General features: G+C 71.9%; 16 protein-coding genes and 1 riboswitch. Of the genes, 4 read left to right on the forward strand and 12 right to left on the reverse strand.

Annotation, left to right across the window (positions count from 1 at the left end):
* Positions 1–180: 180 nt before the first annotated feature.
* Positions 181–1,137 (reverse strand): GlxA family transcriptional regulator, encoded by a 957-nt coding sequence (locus C7389_RS21870; RefSeq protein WP_133594788.1) that lies wholly within the window; start codon positions 1,135–1,137, stop codon positions 181–183.
* 111 nt (positions 1,138–1,248) lie between these two features.
* Here C7389_RS21870 and C7389_RS21875 point away from each other — a divergent pair, with 111 nt between their 5' ends.
* The 4 genes from C7389_RS21875 (at position 1,249) to C7389_RS21890 (ending at position 5,959) form a co-directional block, all read left to right on the forward strand.
* Positions 1,249–2,049: an SDR family NAD(P)-dependent oxidoreductase gene (locus tag C7389_RS21875; RefSeq protein WP_133594789.1), complete on the forward strand. Its 801-nt coding sequence runs from the start codon at positions 1,249–1,251 to the stop codon at positions 2,047–2,049.
* Positions 2,050–2,060: 11 nt separating this feature from the next.
* Positions 2,061–3,077: an aldo/keto reductase gene (locus C7389_RS21880; protein ID WP_133594790.1), complete on the forward strand. Its 1,017-nt coding sequence runs from the start codon at positions 2,061–2,063 to the stop codon at positions 3,075–3,077.
* Positions 3,078–3,293: 216 nt separating this feature from the next.
* Complete coding sequence (locus tag C7389_RS21885; protein WP_133594791.1) at positions 3,294–4,508, forward strand: MFS transporter; 1,215 nt, start codon at positions 3,294–3,296, stop codon at positions 4,506–4,508.
* 23 nt (positions 4,509–4,531) lie between these two features.
* On the forward strand, positions 4,532–5,959 hold the full coding sequence (locus tag C7389_RS21890) for an MFS transporter (protein WP_211168405.1): 1,428 nt from the start codon (positions 4,532–4,534) through the stop codon (positions 5,957–5,959).
* Positions 5,960–6,099: 140 nt separating this feature from the next.
* Here C7389_RS21890 and C7389_RS21895 read toward each other — a convergent pair whose 3' ends face one another.
* From C7389_RS21895 to C7389_RS21945, 11 genes are all read right to left on the reverse strand, one after another.
* Complete coding sequence (locus C7389_RS21895) at positions 6,100–6,777, reverse strand: energy-coupling factor ABC transporter permease (protein ID WP_133594793.1); 678 nt, start codon at positions 6,775–6,777, stop codon at positions 6,100–6,102.
* A gap of 215 nt (positions 6,778–6,992) precedes the next feature.
* Positions 6,993–7,562, reverse strand: coding sequence for a vWA domain-containing protein (locus C7389_RS21900; RefSeq protein ID WP_342773526.1), 570 nt, complete (start codon positions 7,560–7,562; stop codon positions 6,993–6,995).
* 95 nt (positions 7,563–7,657) lie between these two features.
* Positions 7,658–8,797 (reverse strand): magnesium chelatase ATPase subunit I, encoded by a 1,140-nt coding sequence (locus C7389_RS21905; protein WP_133594795.1) that lies wholly within the window; start codon positions 8,795–8,797, stop codon positions 7,658–7,660.
* 349 nt (positions 8,798–9,146) lie between these two features.
* Positions 9,147–13,253, reverse strand: coding sequence for a cobaltochelatase subunit CobN (gene cobN / locus C7389_RS21910; RefSeq protein WP_133594796.1), 4,107 nt, complete (start codon positions 13,251–13,253; stop codon positions 9,147–9,149).
* Positions 13,253–14,347, reverse strand: coding sequence for a cobalamin biosynthesis protein CobW (gene cobW, locus C7389_RS21915; RefSeq protein WP_133594797.1), 1,095 nt, complete (start codon positions 14,345–14,347; stop codon positions 13,253–13,255). Before cobW ends, cobN begins: the two co-directional genes overlap by 1 nt.
* 28 nt (positions 14,348–14,375) lie before the next feature.
* Positions 14,376–14,780 carry a DUF1636 family protein gene (locus tag C7389_RS21920; RefSeq protein WP_133594798.1) on the reverse strand — a complete coding sequence of 135 codons (405 nt, stop codon included), beginning with the start codon at positions 14,778–14,780 and terminating at the stop codon, positions 14,376–14,378.
* On the reverse strand, positions 14,777–15,643 hold the full coding sequence (locus tag C7389_RS21925; RefSeq protein WP_133594799.1) for an ABC transporter ATP-binding protein: 867 nt from the start codon (positions 15,641–15,643) through the stop codon (positions 14,777–14,779). The genes C7389_RS21920 and C7389_RS21925 overlap by 4 nt, the downstream gene beginning before the upstream one ends.
* Complete coding sequence (locus C7389_RS21930) at positions 15,640–16,710, reverse strand: FecCD family ABC transporter permease (protein WP_133594800.1); 1,071 nt, start codon at positions 16,708–16,710, stop codon at positions 15,640–15,642. Before C7389_RS21930 ends, C7389_RS21925 begins: the two co-directional genes overlap by 4 nt.
* Before the next feature lie 172 nt (positions 16,711–16,882).
* Positions 16,883–17,806, reverse strand: coding sequence for an ABC transporter substrate-binding protein (locus C7389_RS21935; RefSeq protein WP_133594801.1), 924 nt, complete (start codon positions 17,804–17,806; stop codon positions 16,883–16,885).
* Complete coding sequence (gene cobO / locus C7389_RS21940) at positions 17,806–18,420, reverse strand: cob(I)yrinic acid a,c-diamide adenosyltransferase (protein WP_133594802.1); 615 nt, start codon at positions 18,418–18,420, stop codon at positions 17,806–17,808. Before cobO ends, C7389_RS21935 begins: the two co-directional genes overlap by 1 nt.
* A gap of 163 nt (positions 18,421–18,583) precedes the next feature.
* A riboswitch (cobalamin riboswitch) is annotated at positions 18,584–18,799 on the reverse strand.
* 74 nt (positions 18,800–18,873) lie between these two features.
* Positions 18,874–20,151, reverse strand: coding sequence for a DUF445 domain-containing protein (locus C7389_RS21945; RefSeq protein ID WP_133594803.1), 1,278 nt, complete (start codon positions 20,149–20,151; stop codon positions 18,874–18,876).
* Positions 20,152–20,265 lie beyond the last annotated feature (114 nt).

The following is a 20,265-nucleotide window of genomic DNA, read 5'->3' on the forward strand; positions in this document are numbered from 1 at the left end:
GCTGACGCCGCTACTCCGCTGGCATTGCCGCGGCAGACTGCCGACCCCCTTCCCGGCCGCGCTTCATTCAATCGCCAGGAGCGCGCTCCGTCGCCGCCCTGGCACCCCGCGTTTTCCCGGGCAGCAATGCGGAGGCAGCCAGTGCCGCCGGGGCCCGCGCAGGGGGGCGGGGCGTCCCGGTCAGCCTGCCGGCGTTTGCCCCCGCACGCCACGCCGCACCCCCTGCGGGGTGATACCGAAGCCCCGCATGAACGCCTCCCGCATGTGGCGGCGGTCGCGGAAGCCGGTTTCGCGGGCGACCACCTCCAGCGGGTGGCTGCTCTGTTCGATCATCAGGCGCGCCGCTTCCAGGCGCAGGCTCTCCACCGCCTTGGCCGGCGACTGGCCGGTTTCCCGGGCGAAGACGCGGCTGAACTGGCGGGGGCTCAGGTGGGCGGCCTGGGCCAGTTCCTCCACGCTCAGCGGCCGGTGCAGGTTGCCGCGCGCATATTCCAGCGCGCTCTGGATGCGGTCGGATTTCGGCGCCAGCGCGAGCAGTTCCGAATGCTGCGACTGGCCGCCGGAGCGGTGCTGCTGCATCACCAGCTTGTGCGCCACGCTGCGGGCGATCTCATCGCCCAGGTCTTTCTCCACCATGGCCAGCGCGAGGTCCATGCCGGCGGTCATGCCGGCGGAAGTCCAGATCGGGCCGTCGACGATGTAGATGCGGTCGTCCTCCACCTGCACGTCGGGATACAGGCCTTGCATGTCGCGGGCGTAAGCCCAGTGCGTGGTGGCGCGGCGGCCGGCCAGCAGGCCGGCTTCAGCGAGCACGAAGCTGCCGGTGCAGATGGCGGCCATGCGCCTGGCGCGCGGCCCCTGCCTGCGGATGAAGGCCAGCAGTTCGGGAGGGCTGGGCCGCTGCAGGGGCTGGATGGCGCCGCTGACGATCCAGGTATCCGCCTGGCTGCGCGGCCCCAGCGCGCGGGTGCCCACCGTCAGCCCCATGGAGGCGCGCACCTCGCCGCCGGCCACCGAATAGTTGTCGATGGCATAGAAGGGTTCGCGCGTCACCATGTTGGCGAACTCGAACACCGATTGGGTGGCGATGGTCATCAACTGGAAGCCATCCGCCAACAGATAGCCGATGCGATGCATGTCGGGCGTCCTTTTTCGTGCCATGTCTGAAAAACGTACTTTATACGTCATTTGAGACAATGGCGACACGCCCTACGATGCCTCCACGTCTTCATCGAATGGAGTGACATCATGACGCAGCAGCATCCGGGTACCGCCCTCGTCACCGGCGCCTCTTCCGGCATCGGCGCGCTCTACGCCCAGCGCCTGGCCCGCCGCGGCTACGACCTCATCCTGGTGGCGCGCAACCGCGGCCGCCTCAACGCCCTGGCGGAGCGCATCACCACCGAAACGCGCCGCAGCGTCGAAGTGCTGGAGGCCGACCTCGGCGATCCGGCGCAGCTGGCGCGGGTCGAGGCCAAGCTGCGCGAGGACGCCAGCATCACCCTGCTGGTGAACAATGCCGGCATCGGTACCCACACCCCCTTGCTGGACAGCGACGTGGGGCGGATGACGCAGATGGTGGCGCTCAACGTCACCGCGCCGATGCGCCTGAGCTACGCGGCGGCGCCCGGCTTCGTGGCGCGCGGGCGGGGCGGTTTGATCAACATCTCCTCCATCGTCGCCATCGCGCCGGAGATCCTCAACGGCGTCTATGGCGGCAGCAAGGCCTTCGTGCTGGCCTTCAGCCAGTCGCTGCACCATGAACTGGCGGGCAAGGGTGTGCGCGTGCAGGCGGTGCTGCCCGGCGCCACCGCCACCGACTTCTGGGCGAGCGGCGGCCTGGCGGTGGAGCACCTGCCGCAGGACATCGTGATGCGTGCGGAAGACCTGGTGGACGCCGCACTGGCGGGCTTCGACCGTGGCGAACTGGTGACCATCCCGTCGCTGCACGAACTGGAGGAATGGCAGATGTACGAGGCCGCCCGCCAGGCGATGTCCGCGCATCTCTCCCGCAACGTTCCGGCCCCGCGCTACGCGGTGCCGGGTTGAAGGAGGCCGCGATGAAATACCGGATATTCGGACGTACCGGCGTGCGGCTGGCGCAGATCGCGCTGGGCACCGCCAACTTCGGCCAGCGCTGGGGGCATGGCGCCGATGAGGCGGACAGCGCGGCCATCTTCGATGCGTATGCCGAGGCGGGCGGCAATTTCATCGATACCGCCGACATCTACCAGTTCGGCCAATCGGAAGAGATCCTCGGCGGCCTGCTGGCGGGCCGGCGGGAAGCCTTCTTCCTCGCCAGCAAGTTCAGCAACGGCGCGCAGCCTGGCGCCGGCCGCCTGCTGACCGGCAACAGCCGCCAGGCGATGGTGGCCTCGGTAGAGGCGAGCCTGCGGCGGCTGAACACGGACCGCATCGATCTCTACTGGGTGCATCACCCGGACGGACTCACCCCGGCGGAGGAAATCCTGCGCGGGCTGGACGACCTGGCCCGCGCCGGCAAGATCCTCTATGCCGGCCTCTCCAACTTCCCCGCCTGGCGGCTGGCGCGGGCGGCGACGCTGGCCGAGCTGGGCCGCAGCCTGCCGATCGCCGCCGCGCAGTTCGAGTACAGCCTGGTGCGGCGCGAGCCTGAAGCCGATCTGATACCGGCCTCGCAGGCGCTGGGGCTGGCGCAGGTCACTTGGTCGCCACTGGGCGGCGGCATGCTCACCGGCAAGTACCGGCGCGGCGAGCGGGGCAGGGCGGAGGGGCTGGGCGGCAAGGTCTTCCAGGCGGAGGATTCGCCGCAGCGGGTGGCGGTGCTGGACACGGTACTGGCCATCGCCGGCGAGCTGCAGGCCACGCCGGACCAGGTGGCCATCGCCTGGGTGGGCAGCCGCGGCGTGTTTCCGCTCATCGGCCCGCGGTCACAGGCGCAGCTGGCTTCCAACCTGGGCGCTGCCGGTCTCAAACTCTCCGCCGCGCAACTGGCCCGCCTCGATGCCGCCAGCGCGCCCGCTGGCGCCGCCGGCACCGCGCCGGCGGTGGGGCTGGCGCTGAGCGCAACCGAGATTCCTCTCACTCCGGTTGCCTGAGGCCGCCCCGTGCTCGGCCGGCAACCGGGAGCGGGTGCCGGCCGAGCGCTTCCGGGCGGGGCAGGACCACGGCCCCGTGCCGCCGGGCTGATAGGCCGCTGCACCAGGGGGCGTCCTCTACGGGAGGCGCTCCGGGCCGGGGTTCCGCCGCAGGGCTTCTTCACCGCATCACGGCCGCTCCTGTGGCCGGCTTCCCCATTCATGCAGGAAAAAAACATGCAGAGCGACATTCCCGCGCCCACCGTGCGCGCACTTCGTATCCTGAGCCTGGCCTACTTCGTCCAGGCCACCGGCGCCCTGTCCCTGGTCGGGGCGCTGGACGCGGTCTCCCGCGAATGGGGGCTGACGGATGCCGGCAGCGCCTACCTGATTTCGGTATTCGGCATCGTCTTCGCCCTGGCCGCGCCGTTGTTGCAGGTCTTTCTCGGCCACCTGAGGCGCCGGCGGCAGCTGCTGCTGGGGCTGGGCGTGTTCAGCGCCGCGGCGCTGCTGTTCGCCGCCGCGCCGGACTATCCGACGCTGCTGCTGGCGCGGGTGCTGATGGGGCTGGGGGCCGCCTTCGTCGGGCCGGTGCTGGGGGCGCTGGGCTCCAGCCTGGTCGCGCGGGAGCAGCAGGGGCCGGCGATCGCCACCGTGCTGCTCGGACTCTCCTTCGCCGGCCTTGTCGGCATGCCGGCCGCCGCCTGGGTGGCGCATGCGTTCGGGGTACGCCTGCTGTTCGTGCTGCTGGGGGCGGCCGGCCTGCTGTGCGCCTGCTTGATCCTGCGCGCGGTGCCGGACGCCGGACCGGGGGAGCGCATCCGGCTGGCCACCGTCGGCCGCCTGCTGCGCAACCCGCAATCCCTGAGCGGCTTCCTCGTCGCCTTCTTCATCGCTGCCGGCGTGTATGCCACCTATGGCTTCCTGGCGCCCATCATCCGCGATGTCTACCTGGCCGGGCCGGAGACGGTTTCCCTCGCGCTGGCGGTGCTGGGCGTGGCCGGGGTGCTGGGCAATCTGTTCGTCACCCGCATGGCAAGGCGCTACTCGGCCGAGGCCATGCTCCACGCCGGCATCGCGGTGCTGGCGCTAAGCCTGGGCCTGATGCGCCTGGCGCCGCCGGTACTGGCGATGTTGTTCGCCATGCTGGCGGTGTTCGCCTTCGCCACCGACATGCTGTGGCCCAGCCAGCAGCGCCGCATCATCGAGCGCCACCCGGAACAGCGCGGAATCGCTCTGGCGCTGACCTCGTCCTTTGTCTTCTGCGGCATCGGCGCCGGCACCGCGGTCGGCGCCTGGGTCTATCCGCATGCCGGCCGTACCGGCGTGCTGCTGAGCTCCCTGGGCCTGCTTGCGCTGGCGGTTTTCTGCCTGCGTTTCTCCATGCGCCGCCGCAGCGCTGCCGGGCCGTGTCCGGGCCGGCTGATGCCGGGTTGCGGTTCCGCATCCTGAGCAAGAGAGGCCTGGAAATGAAGATGGAGCGTCCCGTTCCGTCTGCCGATGCCGCCTCCGGTGAAACCGGGGCGCCGCCTTGGCGGATATTCCTCATCGCCAGCGCGGCGGTGTTCCTGGTATCCATCGACAGCACCGTGCTGTTCGCCGCCTTCGCGGCGCTGCGCGAGGCTTTCCCCGCCAACTCGGCGGCCGGGCTGTCCTGGGTGCTCAACGCCTACACCGTGGTGTACGCGGCGATGCTGGTACCCGCCGGGCGCCTTGCCGACACGCATGGCCGCAAGCGCATGTTCATGACCGGCGTCGGCGTGTTCTCGCTGGCTTCGCTGGCCTGCGGGTTGGCGCCGGACGTGATGGCGCTGGTGGCGGCACGGGTGCTGCAAGCGGTGGGGGCGGCGCTGCTGATGCCGGCTTCGCTCGCCATCGTGCTGGGTGCTTTCCCGCTGCGCCAGCGGGCGGTGGCGGTGAGCATGTGGGGCGCGGTGGGTGGCCTGGCCGCGGCGGCCGGGCCCAGCGTGGGGGCCTGGCTGGTGGATGGCCTGGGCTGGCGCTGGGCCTTCTTCATCAACCTGCCGCCTGCCCTGTGGTCGCTCTGGCGTGCGCGCCGCCAGCTGCCTGCGGAAGGGGCGCCGGCGTCTGGCGGGCGCCGTTTCGATGCCGTCGGCGTGGCGCTGCTGGTTGCCGGGGTCGGTGCGCTCACCTGGGCGGTCGTGAGCTTCGAGGCCCATCCCTGGCGTTCGCCGCAGGTGGCCGGTGCCGCCTCGCTGGGCCTGCTGCTGATGGCGGGCTTCGTCGCCTGGGCGCGCGGCCGTGCGGATGCGGCGCTCGATCTGTCGTTGTTCTCCAGCCGGACCTATCGCGCGGTGAATCTCGCCACCCTGGTGTTCGGCGCCGCCTTCGCGATGATGTTCTTCGGCTTCTTTTTCTTCATGACCGGCATCTGGCACTACAGCCTGCCACTGGCCGGGCTGGCGATCACGCCGGGGCCGCTGATGGTGGTGCCGGTGGCCCTGCTCTGCGGCCGGCTTGCCGCCCGCACCGGCCACCGTCCGGTGCTGGTCGGCGGTTGCCTGCTGCTCGCCGCCGGCGGCATCTGGCAGAGCCTGGTGCCGGGAGTGCAGCCGCAGTACCTCACCCACTGGCTGCCCAGCCAGTTGATGACAGGCATTGGCGTCGGCATGGCGATGCCCTCCCTGGCCGGCGCCGCGGTGGCCAGCCTGGGCAGCGCCCAGTATGGGGTCGGCAGCGCGGTGAACCAGGCCATCCGCCAGTTCGGCACGGTGCTGGGCGTGGCCTGGACCATCGTCGTGCTGGGCCATGCGCAGATCGGGCTGGAGGATTTCCGCCTGCTCAGCCGGACCTATGCCGCGCTCGCGCTGCTGAGCGCGGTGCTGTGCCTGGCGGTGCATACTCGTCCGCCGGGCAGCCCGGCGGGGCGCAAGCCTGCATGAGGCGCCGCTCCGGCGTTGCGGGGGGAGCAGGACCGGATTTCCGCTGCCGGTGAACGCGATGGGCCCGACCGCCGCAGTTCTGCGCACGGTCGGGCCCCGCGGGCAGCCCGCAGGTGACTGCCCGTTTCATATCGCCTCGTTCAGGCGGGGTGATGCAGGCGGTAATGCACCAGCGGGCTGCCGCGCAGGCCCCGGCCGGCCTTGGCAGCCGCCAGCAGCGAGAGGTCGATCAGCGGTTCCACCAGCACCACGCTCAGGTAGGCGGCGCCGAAGCGGGCGACTTCGCCGAGGTTGGCCGCGCCCACGCCCTGGCCATAGATGGCCCAGAAGGCGACCCAGGCGACGATGCCTCCCTGGTAGGCCAGCGACAGCTGCAGCGCCTGCTTGTAGCCGATGTCCACATAGGCGGTGTCGGCCGGGATGATCTTTTTCGCCAGCGCGGCGGCGGCGAACAGCGGCACCAGCAGGGTAGTGACGTTGATGCCGTACTGCGGCAGGTCGAAGGGGGCGAAGAACAGGCCCTGCACCAGCAGGCCGCCGGCCAGGCCGATGGCGGCGGGGGCGAGGCCGAACAGCAGCAGCAAGGTGGTGCCGAGGATGAGGTGGACTTCGGAGACGCCCACCGGGTGGTGCGGCAGCACTTCGAAGAAGCAGAACACCAGCGCGGTGGCCAGCAGGCTGCGCAGGGCCAGCGCGGCGAGGCCGTCGCGCTTGAGCATGTACAGCGCGGCCTTGGCGGTGACGCCCAGCGCGGCGGTGGCGGTGGCGTAGCTCAGCGCCATCTTGGCGCCTTCGACGATTCCGGGTTCGATGTGCATCTGGGTTTTCTCCTTGCTGTTGTTTGCGGTTGCGGGGTGGTGCGATCAATGGCCTGCGGGCGGTGGAGTGCGTCGCAGCCGGGAAATGGGGGCTGGGTGCGAAGCGGCTGGATGGGGCTGGCGACCAAGCGCTTTTCCTTGGCCCAGGCGAGGCCGGAGGTTTGGCGGAGCGGTGCTGCCCGCCTCGGCATGACGAAGTGAAGCGCAGCGGCGCTTCATGCCGCGCTCCAGTCCGCCGCCCGCAGCAGCTCGGCCTGCCAGTCGGCGGCCAGCCTGGCGGCGCGTTCGAGCCGCGGCCTGCCGTCGTCGAAGTCCACCACGGTGCAGCGGTCGGCATGGCGCGGGCGCGGCGGCAGCGGGTCGAAGCGGGCGTCGGTGAGCAGGCTGAGGGCGATGGGCTGGGCGGCGCAGGTTTTGCGATAGCGGCGCAGCACCTCCTCCGCCAGTTGCAGCGCGGCCTGCACCGGGCTGCCGCCGCCGCCGGCCAGCGGCGCGATCCAGCGTTCGTTGTGCGCCTGGGCCTTGCGCGGCGCTTGCAGCAGGCGGGCGCCGTGGCCATCGAAGGCGATCACCGCCAGGGCCTCGCGCTTGCGGTAGCTGGCCGCGCTCCAGTCCAGCAGCAGGCCCTTGGCGAGCGCCAGCCGCTGGCCGCGCAACATGGAGGCGGAGCAGTCCAGCAGGATGCAGTGCAGGCCGGCGCTGCCTTCGGTGCGGCGACGCCGGCGCAGGTGTTCGCGCGCCAGCGGCTGGCGGCCCTTGGCGGCGAGGGTGCGCGGCCAGTCGATGCGGCTGGCGGGCAGGGCATTGCGGCGCTTGCGGCGGGAGTTGGCTGCGCGTCCGGCGGGCTCCCTGCCGGGAGCGCTGCGCCCGGCCGGACGCGTCAGGCTTTTTTTTTTGCATTGGGGTATCCCGGCGCGGCTGGCGGCTTGAGGGGTTTTAGCGCCGCGATGGCGACAGGCTGTGGCGGCAGGGCGCCCCAGTCGCCATCGTTTTCTCCGCTGTTGCCCGTGTTCCAGGCGGTGGTCTGGCCCACGGCACCGGAGGCGTTGGAGCCCCGGTTCTGTGCGGACCTCGTGTTCGCAGCGGGCGGGGCGAGGTTGTCCTGCGCATCGCCGCTGGCGGCCTTCGCCTGCGGCGGCTCGGCTGCCTCCGGCGGCACGCTGCGCCGGTGCGCCAGCACCAGTTCGGCGACGGCGGAGATGTCGGCGGCGGCGATCTCGCGGCGTCCCTGCAAGGCCGCATGGGCGCGCGCCGCGCGCAGCATCACCAGGTCGGCGCGCACGCCTTCCACCGCGGCGGCGTGGCAGCGCTCGGCGACTTCGGCGTGGGTGGCGTCGGTGTAGGGAAGGGCGGGCAGTGCGGCGCGGGCGGCGGCGATGCGGGCGGCGAGGGCGTGTTCGGCGGCCTGGTGGCGCTGGTGGAAGGCGGCGGGATCGGCGTCGAAGGCGAGGCGGGCGCGGACGATGGCCTGGCGTTCGGCCGGCGGCAGCTGCGCTTCCAGCCGCAGGAAGAGGCCGAAGCGGTCCAGCAGCTGGGGGCGCAGCTCGCCTTCCTCCGGGTTCATGGTGCCGACCAGGGCGATGCGCGCCGGATGGGCGTGGGAGACGCCGTCGCGCTCCACCCGGTTGATGCCGCTGGCGCAGACGTCCAGCAGCAGGTCCACCAGCCCGTCCGGCAGCAGGTTCACTTCGTCGATGTAGAGCACGCCTTGGTGTGCCTGGGCGAGCAGGCCGGGGCGGAAGCGCACCTGGCCGTCCTGCAGCGCGGCTTCCAGGTCCAGGCTGCCGGCGAGTTGTTCTTCGCTGGCGCCCAGCGGAAGGTTGATGAAGCGCCCGCCGGGCAGCAGCGCCGCCAGGGCGCGGGCGCTGGTCGATTTGGCGGTGCCGCGCGGGCCTTCGATCAGCACGCCGCCGATCAGCGGGTCGATGGCGGCGAGCAGCAGCGCGGTCTGCAGCCTGTCCTGGCCATGCAGGGCGGTGAAGGGGAAGGCGGGGGGCAGCGGGGTGCTCGCAGTGTTCATGGGCGGTGGCCCGCTGGAGTGTGGCGGGCGAGGAAAGTGGGCATGCGGCAGGGCCGGGACGGGCGTGCGGCCGGGCCTCGCGGGGCGCTGCGCAGCGGGTGGATGTTGCTCGGTCGGCGGGGACGATCCGCCGGCACTTGGGGAGATGAAAACCGTTGCACGTGTGTGCCCTTCGACAGGCTCAGGGCGAACGGCGCGGGTGCAGGGATTTGCATTGGGTGCTGGGTTGCCGCAGGCGACGGTGTCGCGCGGACCCTATGGTCTCTGCAGCCCTGAAGCTCGCCGCACCCGGGGCCGGCGGAGGCCATGCAGCCCAAGTGGCGCGCAGCCAGACGAAACGCCTGCAGGCTCATGCTTCCTCCAGCTTGCGTTCCGCCGCGAGCAGGTGGCGTTCCACGCGCTCGCGGTAGTCGCCCGGCGCCTGCCACAGGCCGCGCTGCATGGCTTCCAGCAGGCGTTCGCAGATTTCGCGCAGGGCGTCGGGGTTGTGCTGCTGCAGGAAGGCGCGGGTGTCGGCGTCTTCCAGGCAGGCGTCGGCGACGCGGGCGTACTGGTCGTCGCGCACGACGCGGGCGGTGGCGTCATAGGCGTAGAGGTAGTCCACCGTGGCGGCGATCTCGAAGGCGCCCTTGTAGCCGTGGCGCTTCACGCCGGCCAGCCACTTGGGGTTGGTGACGCGGGCGCGCACCACCCGGCTGATCTCTTCCTCCAGCGTGCGCACCGCCGGCGCCTGCGGGTTGCTGTGGTCGCCGAACAGCACCGTGGGCTGGCGGCCGGCGAGGTGGCGCACGGCGGCGGTCATGCCGCCCTGGAACTGGTAGTAGTCGTCGGAATCCAGCAGGTCGTGCTCGCGGTTGTCCTGGTTGTGCATCACCAGCTCGATGCCGGCGAGGCGGCGGGCGAAGGTGTCGCGCGCCTCGCTGCCGTGGTCCTCGGCGCCGTAGGCGTAGCCGCCCCAGTTGAGGTAGGCGGCGGCGAGGTCGGCGTCGCCCTCCCAGTTGCCGCTGTCGATGAGGCCCTGCAGGCCGGCGCCGTAGGCGCCCGGCTTGGCGCCGAACACCCGGTGGCCGGCGCGGCGGCGGGCCTGCCCGGCGGGCAGCCCTTCGGCCTGCAGCGCGGCGGCTTCGGCGGCGATGCGGGCGCGGATGGGATTCACCTCCGCATCCTCGTCCAGTTCCGCCACTGCCAGCACCGCGGCGTCGAACAGGCGGATGACGTTGGCGAAGGCGTCGCGGAAGAAGCCGGAGACGCGCAGGGTGACGTCGATGCGCGGACGGTCCAGCAGCGACATCGGCAGGATCTCGAAGTCCGCCACCCGGTGGCTGCCGTCCGCCCACTTGGGGCGCACGCCGATGAGGGCGAAGGCCTGGGCGATGTCGTCGCCGCCGGTGCGCATGGTGGAGGTGCCCCACACCGACAGGCCGATGGCGCGCGGGTAGTCGCCGTGCTCCTGCAGGTAGCGTTCGATCATGCGTTCGGCCGAGCGCAGGCCCAGCGTCCAACTGGTCTGGGTGGGGATGGCGCGGGTATCGACCGAGTAGAAGTTGCGGCCGGTGGGCAGCACGTCCGGCCGGCCGCGGGAGGGCGCGCCGCTGGGCCCCGGCGGCACGAAGCGGCCGGCGAGGCCGCGCAGCAGTTGCTGCAGTTCCTGTGGGCCGCAGGCGTCCAGGCGGGGGCGCAGGTCGCCGTTGATGCGGGCGAGTACGGCGGTGCTGCGGGGCCAGGGGGGCGCGGTGCTTTCGCCGGTCGCGCGACTGTCCAGCCGGCCGCTTGCGTCCTCGTCCGGGCTCCCCTCTCCCCTCGCGGGAGAGGGGCTGGGGGAGAGGGGGAGGGCGGCTGCGGCGCCCTTGCGGGCGTCGCCCTCTCCCCGGCCCTCCCCTGCGAGGGGGGAGGGAGAGAATCCGGCGGGCTGCATCCGGGTTCCTGCTTCCATGCCGCTGGCAGGCAGACCCGGTTCCAGTGCGAGCTTGTCGGCAGGCAAACCCTGCTCTGGCACAGGGCCGTCGGCAGGCAGGCCGTGTTCCAGCACCTGCAGCGCCAGCAGTTCGAGGCGCTCGCGGGTGTCGCCGATGTTGCGCCATGGCCCTTCGCCTAGCGCGGCGAGCAGCGCTGGGCGCGGGCCCTGCCACGGCTGGCTCCAGTCCGCGTCCAGCGGGTCGAAACCGTCGCCCAGGCCGAGATCGGCGGCGAGCGCGCGGGTCAACCCGTCGTTGCCGCCGTGGCCGTTGCCCACCGGGTGGCGGACGAGGGCGAGCAGGGTGTCGCGGTGCAGGCGGCCTGCGGGCGAGCGGCCGAAGATGTGCAAGCCGTCGCGGATCTGGCTTTCCTTCAGCTCGCACAGGTAGGCGTCGGTGCGGTTGAGCAGGCGCTGTTCTTCCTCGGCGCTGCGCGGCGCTTCCAGGCCGAGGTCGCGGTGCAGGTCGTGGCGCAGGATGTGGGCGAGGATGCTGCGGCGCAGTTCCTCGGCGCGGCGGCCGTCCAGCATCAGCGCCTCGTAGTACTCGTCCACCTGGCGTTCGAGGTCGCGGGTGGGGCCGTAGCTTTCGGCGCGGGTCAGCGGCGGCATCAGGTGGTCGATGATGACCGCCTGAGCGCGGCGCTTGGCCTGGGTACCCTCGCCGGGGTCGTTGACGATAAAGGGGTAGAGGTGGGGCAGCGGGCCGAGGGCGATGTCCGGCCAGCATTCGCCGGACAGGGCGACGCTCTTGCCCGGCAGCCATTCCAGGTTGCCATGCTTGCCGACGTGCACCAGGGCGTCGCAGCGCCAGACTTCGCGCAGCCAGCAGTAGAACGCCAGGTAGTGGTGTGGCGGCACCAGGTCGGGGTCGTGGTAGTTGGCCAGCGGGTCCAGTTCGTAGCCGCGCGCCGGCTGGATGCCGATGAAGACCTTGCCGCAGCGCAGGCCGGCGAGCATGAAGCGGCCCTGGCGCAGCATGGGGTCGGCCTCCGGCGCGCCCCAGCGGGCGAGGACGGCGTCGCGGCTGGCGGCCGGCAGGCGCTGGAAGAAGGCGAGGTAATCCGCCATCGCCAGGCTCTGCCGCGCCGGGCGCAGCGCCCATTGTTCCGGGTCGTTGGTGATGCCTTCCTTCAGCTGCGCCATCAGCGCGTCGCCGTCGGCCGGCAGCTCGCCCAGCGCATAGCCTTCGTCGCGCAGGGCTTCGAGGATGGCGATGACCGAGGCCGGCGTGTCCAGGCCGACGCCGTTGCCCAGCCGGCCTTCGCGGGTGGGGTAGTTGGCCAGCACCAGGGCGAGGCGCTTGTCCGCGTTCGGCAGGGCGCGCAGCCGGCACCAGCGCTGCGCCAGCTCGGCGACGAAGGCGACCCGCTCCGGGTGGGCGCGGTACTGCACCACGTCGCTCTGGGTCAGCGGGTTGTGGTGGTCCAGCCCCTTGAAGCTGATGGCGCGGCTGATGATGCGGCCGTCCACTTCCGGCAGGGCGACGTGCATGGCGATGTCGCGTGGCGCCAGGCCCTGCGGGTCTTCCTGCCAGCCGGCTTGGTTGCCGCCGGAGAGGATGAGCTGCAGCACCGGCACGTCGCCGGCCAGCCCGGCGGCCGCGGCGGCCAGTTCCGCCTGCCAGCCGCCGCTGCCGGCGGCGCCGTCCGGCGTGGCCTGGGAGAAGGCGGTGGTGTTGAGGATGAGCGCCGCCTGGTGTTCGGCGCACAGGCGGCGCACGGTGGCGACGCCCACCGCGTCCTTCAGCGACAGCAGCGCCAGCGGCAGCGGGTTCATGCCGCGCGCCTGCAGCGCTTCGCACAGGTGGGCGAACACCGCGGTGTTCCCCGCCTGCAGGTGGGCGCGGTAGAACAGCAGCGGCACGCAGGGCGCGCCCGGTTGCCAGTCGGCCTGCCAGTTCTCCACGGTGGCGACTTCATGGCGCGGGTGGAACAGGGCCACCGTGGGCAGCGGCCGCGGCGGCTCCACCTGCAGCGGCTGGCCGAAGAAGGCGGCGGCGAGGTAGCGGTGGAAGTTGCGCGCGTTGGCGCCGCCGCCTTCGCGCAGGTAGCGCCACAGGGTGCGCGCGACTTCGGCGTCCACCGTGCCTTTCTGCAGCAGGTTGCGGTCTTCGCTGGTGTCGCCGGAGAACATCGCCAGGGCGATGCCGCGCGCCCGGCACAGCTCGCCGATGCGCTCGGTGCCGTAGGGCCAGTAACTCTCGCCGCCGAGGTGGTCGATGACGATGACGCGGGCGTGCTGCAGCACGTCGTCCAGGTAGAGATCCACCGAGGCCGGCTGGCGCAGGTGCAGCAGGTTGGCCAGACGCAGGGTGGGCAGGCCGAGCGTGTCTGCGTCTGTGCCGGCCTCCGCCGCCAGCTGCGACCAGGCGGCGGCGAGCAGGGCCAGCGTGGTGTCGGCCGCGCTGAGGATGACGATGTCGGCCGGCTGCTGCGCGATGCGGGTGATCACGCCGGCGTCATCGACGAATCCGCCCGGCTGGGCGGCGAGCAGGTGCATCACCCGGCCTGGGCGGGAGAGAGGGCGGCGCTTTCCAGCGCGCTGCGCAGGGTGTCGGCATCCAGTTCCTGGCCGATCAGCACCAGGTAGGTGGCCGGGGTTTCGTCGGCGCGCCAGCGGCGGTCGAAGTAGCTGTCGAAGCGGCGGCCCACGCCATGCACCACCAGCCGCATCGGCTTGTCGGCGAGGGCGACGAAGCCCTTCACCCGGAAGATGGTGTGCTGCTGCACCAGCGCCTGCAGGGTGGCGAGCAGGCGTTCGCGGTCCACCCGCGGCAGCTTGACGACGACCGAGTCGAACTCGTCATGGTCATGGTCGTGCGCCTCGCCTTCCTCGTGGTCGTGGTGGCTTTCGCGCAGGTGGATGCTGTCTTCCGAGGCGGCGCCCAGGCCCAGCAGCAAATCCAGCTCCACCTTGCCGTGCTCGCTGCTCACCAGCTTCACCTCCGGCGGCAGCTCCTCGCGCACCAGGGCTTCCACCGCGGCCAGGGCGACGGCGTCGGCGAGGTCGGTCTTGGACAGCACCACCAGGTCGGCGGCCAGCAGCTGGTCTTCGAACAGCTCGTGCAGCGGCGATTCATGGTCCAGGTTGGGGTCGGTGCGGCGCTGGGCGTCCACCGCTTCCGGGTTGGGGGCGAACTGGCCGGTGGCGGTGGCGGGCACGTCCACCACGGTGACCACCGCATCCACCGTGCAGGCGTTCTTGATCTCCGGCCAGTTGAAGGCTTGCACCAGCGGCTTGGGCAGGGCGAGGCCGGAGGTTTCGATGAGGATGTGGTCGATCTCGTCGCGGCGGGCGATCAGCTCGCGCATCACCGGGTAGAACTCCTCCTGCACGGTGCAGCACAGGCAGCCGTTGGCGAGCTCATAGAGCTGGCCGTTGCGCTCCTGGCCGCCCTCAACGCCATCTTCATCGCAGCCGATGCCGCAGCCGCGCAGGATTTCGCCGTCTATGCCCAGCTCGCCGAACTCGTTGACGATGACGGCGATGCGCCGGCCGCCGGCGTTGGCGAGGATGTGGCGCAGCAGCGTGGTTTTGCCGCTGCCGAGGAAGCCGGTGACGATGGTGGCGGGAATCTTGGCTTGGGTGGACATCGGGATCTCCGGAAAAAGGGGAAGGCGCTCAGCCCTCGTCGGGCGGCGGCGTGCGGGCGATGAAGCGGCCCTTGATGCCTTCCGGCCATTGCTTGTAGGGAACGACGCCGTCGGCGCTGGCCTGGTGGCCGGCGGCGAAGGCGATCAGGGTGTCGGCGGCCTGGCGGTCGGCGCTGGAGCCGCCGGCCGGGTCGGCGGCAAGGTCGCCGATCACATAGGCGTACTTGCCCGGCGCCCGGACCAGCGCGGCGCAGCCACGCTTGCAGGCCATCAGGCAGTTGGTGCGGCGCAGGCGGAGCTGCCGCGCCGCGTCGCCGCGCTCGGCCAGGGCCTGCTCGACCGCTGCGGCGAAGCGGCTGCCACGCCGTGGCGCGTCGGGCGCCTGCGCGTCGTAGCCGCAGGTGGCGCAGACGGTGATGGTGGTGGGGCTCATGCGCTGTGCTCGGATTCGGTGGTTTGCTGCAGCCGGGCGCTGCTGTCCTGGTCGGCGGACACCGTGCTTTCGCCCACCGGCCGGCAGCGCCAGGGCAGCACATAGGGCTGCTGCTCGTGCTCGCCGTGCATCGCCTGGACCTGGTAGACGCGCTGCAGATTGGCCGGCGTGAGCACCTTGCGCGGCTCGCCGCAGGCTACCGCGCCGCCGTGCTGCATCAGCAGCACGCGGTCGCAGAAGCGGCTGGCGAGGGTGAGGTCGTGCAGCACCAGCACGATGCTGCGGCCGAGGTCGCATTCGGCGCGCAGCAGTTCCATCACGCTCAGCTGGTGGTAGGGGTCCAGGCTGGCGACCGGCTCGTCGGCCAGCAGCAGCGGTGCATCCACCGCCAGCGCGCGGGCGAGGCGGGCGCGGGCGCGCTCGCCGCCGGAAAGCTGGCCCAGCCGGCGCTGCTGCAGCGGCCCCAGGCCCATGTGGGCGATGGCGGCGGCGACGGCGGCTGCGCCCGCTTCGTCGTGGTGGCGCGACAAGCGCGGCCAGCGCGGGCGGTGGGGCAGGCGGCCGAGGGCGACGAAGTCGCGCACCGTCAGCGGCCAGGCGGCATGGTCGCCCTGGGCGAGGTAGGCCAGCCGGGTGGCGCGCCGGGCGGGCGTGAGCGCGGCCAGCGACTGGCCATCGACCCGGGCCTCGCCGCGGTGCGGCAGCAGTTGCGCCACCGCCCGCAGCAGGCTGCTCTTGCCGGCGCCGTTGGGGCCGATGAGTCCGAACAGCTCGCCGCCGGCGACGCTGAGGGAGACGTCGTCCACCAGCGTGGCGCCGCCCTGGACGACGCTGAGCGCGCGGATTTCCAGGCGGGCGCTCATGCCGGCCGCCCCCGTTCGCGCCACACCAGCAGGAAGAAGAAGGGCGCGCCTATCAGCGCGGTGACCACGCCCAGCATCAGCTCGTAGCCGCCGCTCACCAGCCGCAGCACCACGTCCGCCGCCAGCAGCAGCACCGCCCCGCCCAGCGCGCTGCTGGCGAGCAGGCGGGCGGGGTGGAAGCCGACCGCCCGCCGCAGCATGTGCGGCACCACCAGGCCGACGAAGCCGATGGCGCCGGTGACCGCCACGCTGGCGCCGACGCACAGTGCGCTGCCGACGATGATCTGCGCCCGCAGCCGGCGCAGGTTCACGCCCAGGCTGGCGGCTTCCTCCTCGCCCAGGGTGAGGGCGTCCAGCTCGCGGCCGCAGGCCAGCAGCAGCGCCATGCCGGCGGCGATGAAGGGCAGGCACAGGCGGATGTCGGCGAAGCTGCGGTCGGCCAGCGAGCCCATCAGCCACAGCACGATGTCCTGCACGTCGGTGGGGTTGGGGGCGAGGTTGATCGCCAGCGAGGTGAGGGCGCCGGCCAGCGCCGACAGGGCGACGCCGGCCAGGATCAGGGTGAGGTTGCCCGCCGCCCGCCGCGCCACCAGGTAGAGCGCCAGCGTGGCCAGCGCGGCGCAGCCCATGGCGGCGGCCGGCAGCAGCCATTCGTTGATTTGCGCCAGGCCGAAATAGAGGCAGAGCACCGCGCCCAGGCTGGCGCTGGAACTGACGCCCAGCAGGCCGGGCTCGGCCAGCGGATTGCGCAGCAGGCCCTGCAGCGCCGCGCCGGACAGCCCCAGCGAGGCACCGACCAGCAGCGCCAGCAGCACCCGCGGCAGGCGGATCTCGGTGACGATGGCATGCTGGCGGGCGAGCAGCTCGCTGCCGGTAGCGTCGGTGGGCAGCAGGGCGCCGGCGATCTCGCCCAGCGAGAGCGGCACCGGGCCGATGGCGAGGGAGAGCAGGGCCAGCGCGAGCAGCGCCAGCAGCAGGCCGGCGTTGAGCGTGGTGGCGCCCAGCGGCTGCGTGCGCCCGCGGGCTGCGCCGCGGCTGGAGAGGGCGGGGTTGGCGGTGAGGCTCATCGCGGCCTCCGTCGTGTCAGGAATGAGCGGATGACGGCGCCTTGCGGCTGGGCGCGGACCCGCTTGCGGCGGCGGCTTGCATCCGTCGCCAGCGCTGAGTCGTACATGGCGGTCGCCGCCGCTGCGAAGCGCACGGCCAGGCTCTGGGAAAGGGTTCGAAGCTTGCTCTGGCTCATTTCGCAGCCTGCTCCAGCCGGCGCAGCCTGGCGGCGATCTCCTCCACCGCTTCCACCAGCTGCCAGTTGCTGCAGCCCCAGTCGTTGTTCTCCAGGCGGATCACCGGGCGGGCGGCGAGCAGGGCCTGCATCTGTGGATGGCGGGCGAAGCCGCCGCGGGCATAGGCGCCGTCGTTCACCAGATTGCTGGTGATGAAGAGCTGCGGCGGATTGGCGACCACCTCTTCCAGCGCCACCCGGCCCCAGCCCTTGCGGCCGCTGTCGCTGGCATGGTTGCGCACGCCGGCGGCCTGGAATACCGCGTCCACATAGGTGCCGGCGCCGGCGGTGCCGCCGTTGGGGCGCAGGTAGAGCGCGCTGGGGCGGGCGCTGGCGGCCTGCATGCGGGCGATGCGCGCCTGCACGTCGGCGACCCGGGCCTGGGCGGCTTCGCGGCGGCCGATCTCGCCGCCTATCTTCAGCGTGCTGGTGTAGATGCCCTGCCAGTCGGTAGGGAAGGGCACGGTCACCACCCGGATGCCGTAGCGCTCGAACAGCGCCGCCTGGTGGCGGGCCTGCCAGCGGCGGGAGGCGAGCACCACGTCCGGCCGGGCGGCGATCACTTCTTCCGCGCTGCCGTCGTTGGCGGGGAAGCGGCGGGCGAGCGCGGCCTGGGAGGAGCGCCCGGTGTCCTGGCTCTTGCGCGACACCGAGACGATCTGCGCCGGATCGGCGAGGCTGAGCAGCAGGGCGTCGGCGCAGAGGTTGGTGGACATCACCCGCGGCAGCGGGGCGCCGGCGGTGGCCGCCTGGGTGAGCGGGCAGGCCGGCAGCAGCGCGAGCATCGCCGCCAGCCGCAGCCGGCCTGCGCCAGCGGCGCGCGGGTGGGCGCGGGCCGTCGCCACGGCGGCGGAGCGGGCAGGGCGGCGTGGCCGCGTCATCAGAAGTCGATGCCGGCCTGGGCTTTCACGCCGGCCTTGAAGGCGTGCTTGCGGTCGGCGATCTCGCTGACGGTGTCGGCCAGCTCGACCAGTTCCGGCCTGGCCGCGCGGCCGGTGATGATCACCGTCTGCAGCGCCGGGCGCTGGCGGATGGCGTCGACCACCGTGGCGGTGTCCAGGTAGTTGTACTTGAGCATGTAGGTCAGCTCATCCAGCACCACCAGGTTCACCTTCGGGTCTTGCAGCAGGCGGGTGGCGTGGGCCCAGGCTGCGTCGGCGGCACGCTTGTCGGCGTCCCAGTCCTGCGTGTTCCAGGTGAAGCCGGTGGCCATGGCGTGGTATTCCACCGCGGCGGCGGCGCTGGCCTGCTGCTGCAGGAAGATGACCTCGCCGGTGGCCTGGGTGCCCTTGATGAACTGCACCACGCCGGCGCGCTGGCCGTGGCCCAGCGCGCGGTACAGGGTGCCGAAGGCGGAGGTGGTCTTGCCCTTGCCGTTGCCGGTGATGAGCACGACGATGCCGCGCTCTTCCTGCGCGCGCTCGATGGCGGCATCCACCACCGCCTTCTTGCGCAGCATTCGCTCGTTATGGTTCTGCTTCTTTTCCTCGTCCATCGCTCGCGGCTCCATGCGCCCCTGGGGGCGCCAGCGCGGAGTGCGGGTGGACTGCGCATGGCCGGCGCGCAGGCGCGCAGACGAACCACGGCTGGAAACGGGAGGGCGCCCGAGGGCGCACGTAGACCGGACCAGACAGCGACAACCCACACCCCGGGGTAATGATCTGTAGTCGAGTCGGGCCGGTCTTCTGGCTCGCCTTCATCCGGAATCCGCCTGCCTTCCCGGGCGAGGCCCAGTGGCACATGTGACTGGCGTTTCCGTCAGGCTTACAGCAGCGGGGGCTGCGCCGGACTCGCGGATGGTCTCCGCTGCACCGGACTTCCCGTTTCATCCCCGGCGCGGCAGCGCCCGGGACACCCTGATCGAACCGGCGAAGGATAGGCGAAAGCCGCAAGGGCTGGCAAACGTCGCCGCGCGGCCGCGGGGGCGGAAAAGGTGGGAGCGGGGGGTTCAGGCCAGTTGCCGCAGCCAGTCCACCCCCTGCGTCAGCAGGTACAGCCCGAGGCCGATGCTGCCGCCCACCAGCGTGCCGTTGATGCGGATGTATTGCAGGTCCTTGCCGATGTTGAGCTCGATCTGGTGCGACATCTCGCGCACGTCCCAGCCCTTCACCGTGTCGCTGATGTGGCGGGTGAGGAAGTCGGCGAAGTCCGGCGCCATGCGCGTGGCGGCTTCCTCCAGGTGGTCGTTGAGCGAGGCGCGCAGCGCCGGGTCCTGCGCCAGCGCTTTGCCCAGCCATTCGCCGGCCGCCACCACTCTGGCGTGGAGGGCGGAATCCTCCCGCGCCAGGTCGTCCCGCAGCCAGTCGCGCAGGCTGCCCCACAGCTCGGCGACGTAGCCGTTGAAGGCGGCGTCGTTCTTCAGGTAGTCCTTGATCGCTTCCGCCCGCCGCGCCATCTCCGGGTCTCGCTGCAGGCGGGCGATGAAGCGCATCACCAGGCGGTCGAAGTGCTCGCGCAGCGCATGGGTGTCGTTGCCGGCCATCTCGTCCAGCACGCTGCCGACGGCGTTGGCGATCAGCTCGGCGCCGTGCTCGCCCAGCCACTCGGTGGGCAGCATCTTCTCCTTCAGCGGATGCTCCCGCTTCAGCCACTGCACGATTTGCTGGCTGATGAAGGCGCGGGTATCCGGATGCGCCAGCAGCGCCATGAGGCGGGCGATGCCCTGGTCCAGCAGCGCCTGGTGGCGCCGGCCCTGCGTCAGCCCGTCGAGTATGGCCGCCACTGACTGGCCGAGATCCACCTTGTCCAGCAGCGCATGCACCGCGCGCTTGATGAAGCGCTGGATGCGGCTGTCGTCGACCAGCGAGAGCAGCCCGCGCGCCACCGCCAGTAGCTGCCGGCCCAGGGTCTCCGCGTTCTCCGGCGCCATCAGCCACAGCGCCAGCCGGCCGGCGGGATCGTGGCGGCGGATGAGGGCGACGATGGAGCCGGTATCGAGGAACTTCTCCCGCACGAAATCCGCCAGGTTGTCGCCGATGCGGTCCTTGTTGCGCGGGATGATGTCGGTGTGGCGGCCCACCACCGGCAGCGGGATGCGGCGGAACAGCGCCGACACCGCGAACCAGTCGGCCAGGCCGCCGACCATCGCCGCTTCCGCCATGGCTTTCAGCGCGTCGCGCCAGGGGCTGGGCGGGGCCAGCAGCGCGCCGGCGAAAAGCGCCGCGGCGGCGAGCAGCCAGCCGCGCGCGCGGCGCTTGGCGGTGCGGAGTTCGGTCTGCCTGTCCATCTGCGTCCTGGCTTTGCGGGAAAGCCACACTTTAACGATGGCCGAGAGGTCCTACACACTCGCGGCTGGTTCGCCGCGCGTAGACTGCTGCCCACTGGCCGGTACGAACGGCCT

The organism is Azoarcus indigens (assembly GCF_004361735.1).
Classification (GTDB): Bacteria; Pseudomonadota; Gammaproteobacteria; order Burkholderiales; family Rhodocyclaceae; genus Azoarcus; species Azoarcus indigens.

Bases quoted from the DNA above. Each gene is read 5' to 3' on its own strand.
- C7389_RS21870 (WP_133594788.1), bottom strand. From the start codon at position 1,137: ATGCATCGCATCGGCTATCTGTTGGCGGATGGCTTCCAGTTGATGACC.
- C7389_RS21875 (WP_133594789.1), top strand. From the start codon at position 1,249: ATGACGCAGCAGCATCCGGGTACCGCCCTCGTCACCGGCGCCTCTTCC.
- C7389_RS21880 (WP_133594790.1), top strand. From the start codon at position 2,061: ATGAAATACCGGATATTCGGACGTACCGGCGTGCGGCTGGCGCAGATC.
- C7389_RS21885 (WP_133594791.1), top strand. From the start codon at position 3,294: ATGCAGAGCGACATTCCCGCGCCCACCGTGCGCGCACTTCGTATCCTG.
- C7389_RS21890 (WP_211168405.1), top strand. From the start codon at position 4,532: ATGGAGCGTCCCGTTCCGTCTGCCGATGCCGCCTCCGGTGAAACCGGG.
- C7389_RS21895 (WP_133594793.1), bottom strand. From the start codon at position 6,777: ATGCACATCGAACCCGGAATCGTCGAAGGCGCCAAGATGGCGCTGAGC.
- C7389_RS21905 (WP_133594795.1), bottom strand. From the start codon at position 8,797: ATGAACACTGCGAGCACCCCGCTGCCCCCCGCCTTCCCCTTCACCGCC.
- cobN (WP_133594796.1), bottom strand. From the start codon at position 13,253: ATGCACCTGCTCGCCGCCCAGCCGGGCGGATTCGTCGATGACGCCGGC.
- cobW (WP_133594797.1), bottom strand. From the start codon at position 14,347: ATGTCCACCCAAGCCAAGATTCCCGCCACCATCGTCACCGGCTTCCTC.
- C7389_RS21920 (WP_133594798.1), bottom strand. From the start codon at position 14,780: ATGAGCCCCACCACCATCACCGTCTGCGCCACCTGCGGCTACGACGCG.
- C7389_RS21925 (WP_133594799.1), bottom strand. From the start codon at position 15,643: ATGAGCGCCCGCCTGGAAATCCGCGCGCTCAGCGTCGTCCAGGGCGGC.
- C7389_RS21930 (WP_133594800.1), bottom strand. From the start codon at position 16,710: ATGAGCCTCACCGCCAACCCCGCCCTCTCCAGCCGCGGCGCAGCCCGC.
- C7389_RS21935 (WP_133594801.1), bottom strand. From the start codon at position 17,806: ATGACGCGGCCACGCCGCCCTGCCCGCTCCGCCGCCGTGGCGACGGCC.
- cobO (WP_133594802.1), bottom strand. From the start codon at position 18,420: ATGGACGAGGAAAAGAAGCAGAACCATAACGAGCGAATGCTGCGCAAG.
- C7389_RS21945 (WP_133594803.1), bottom strand. From the start codon at position 20,151: ATGGACAGGCAGACCGAACTCCGCACCGCCAAGCGCCGCGCGCGCGGC.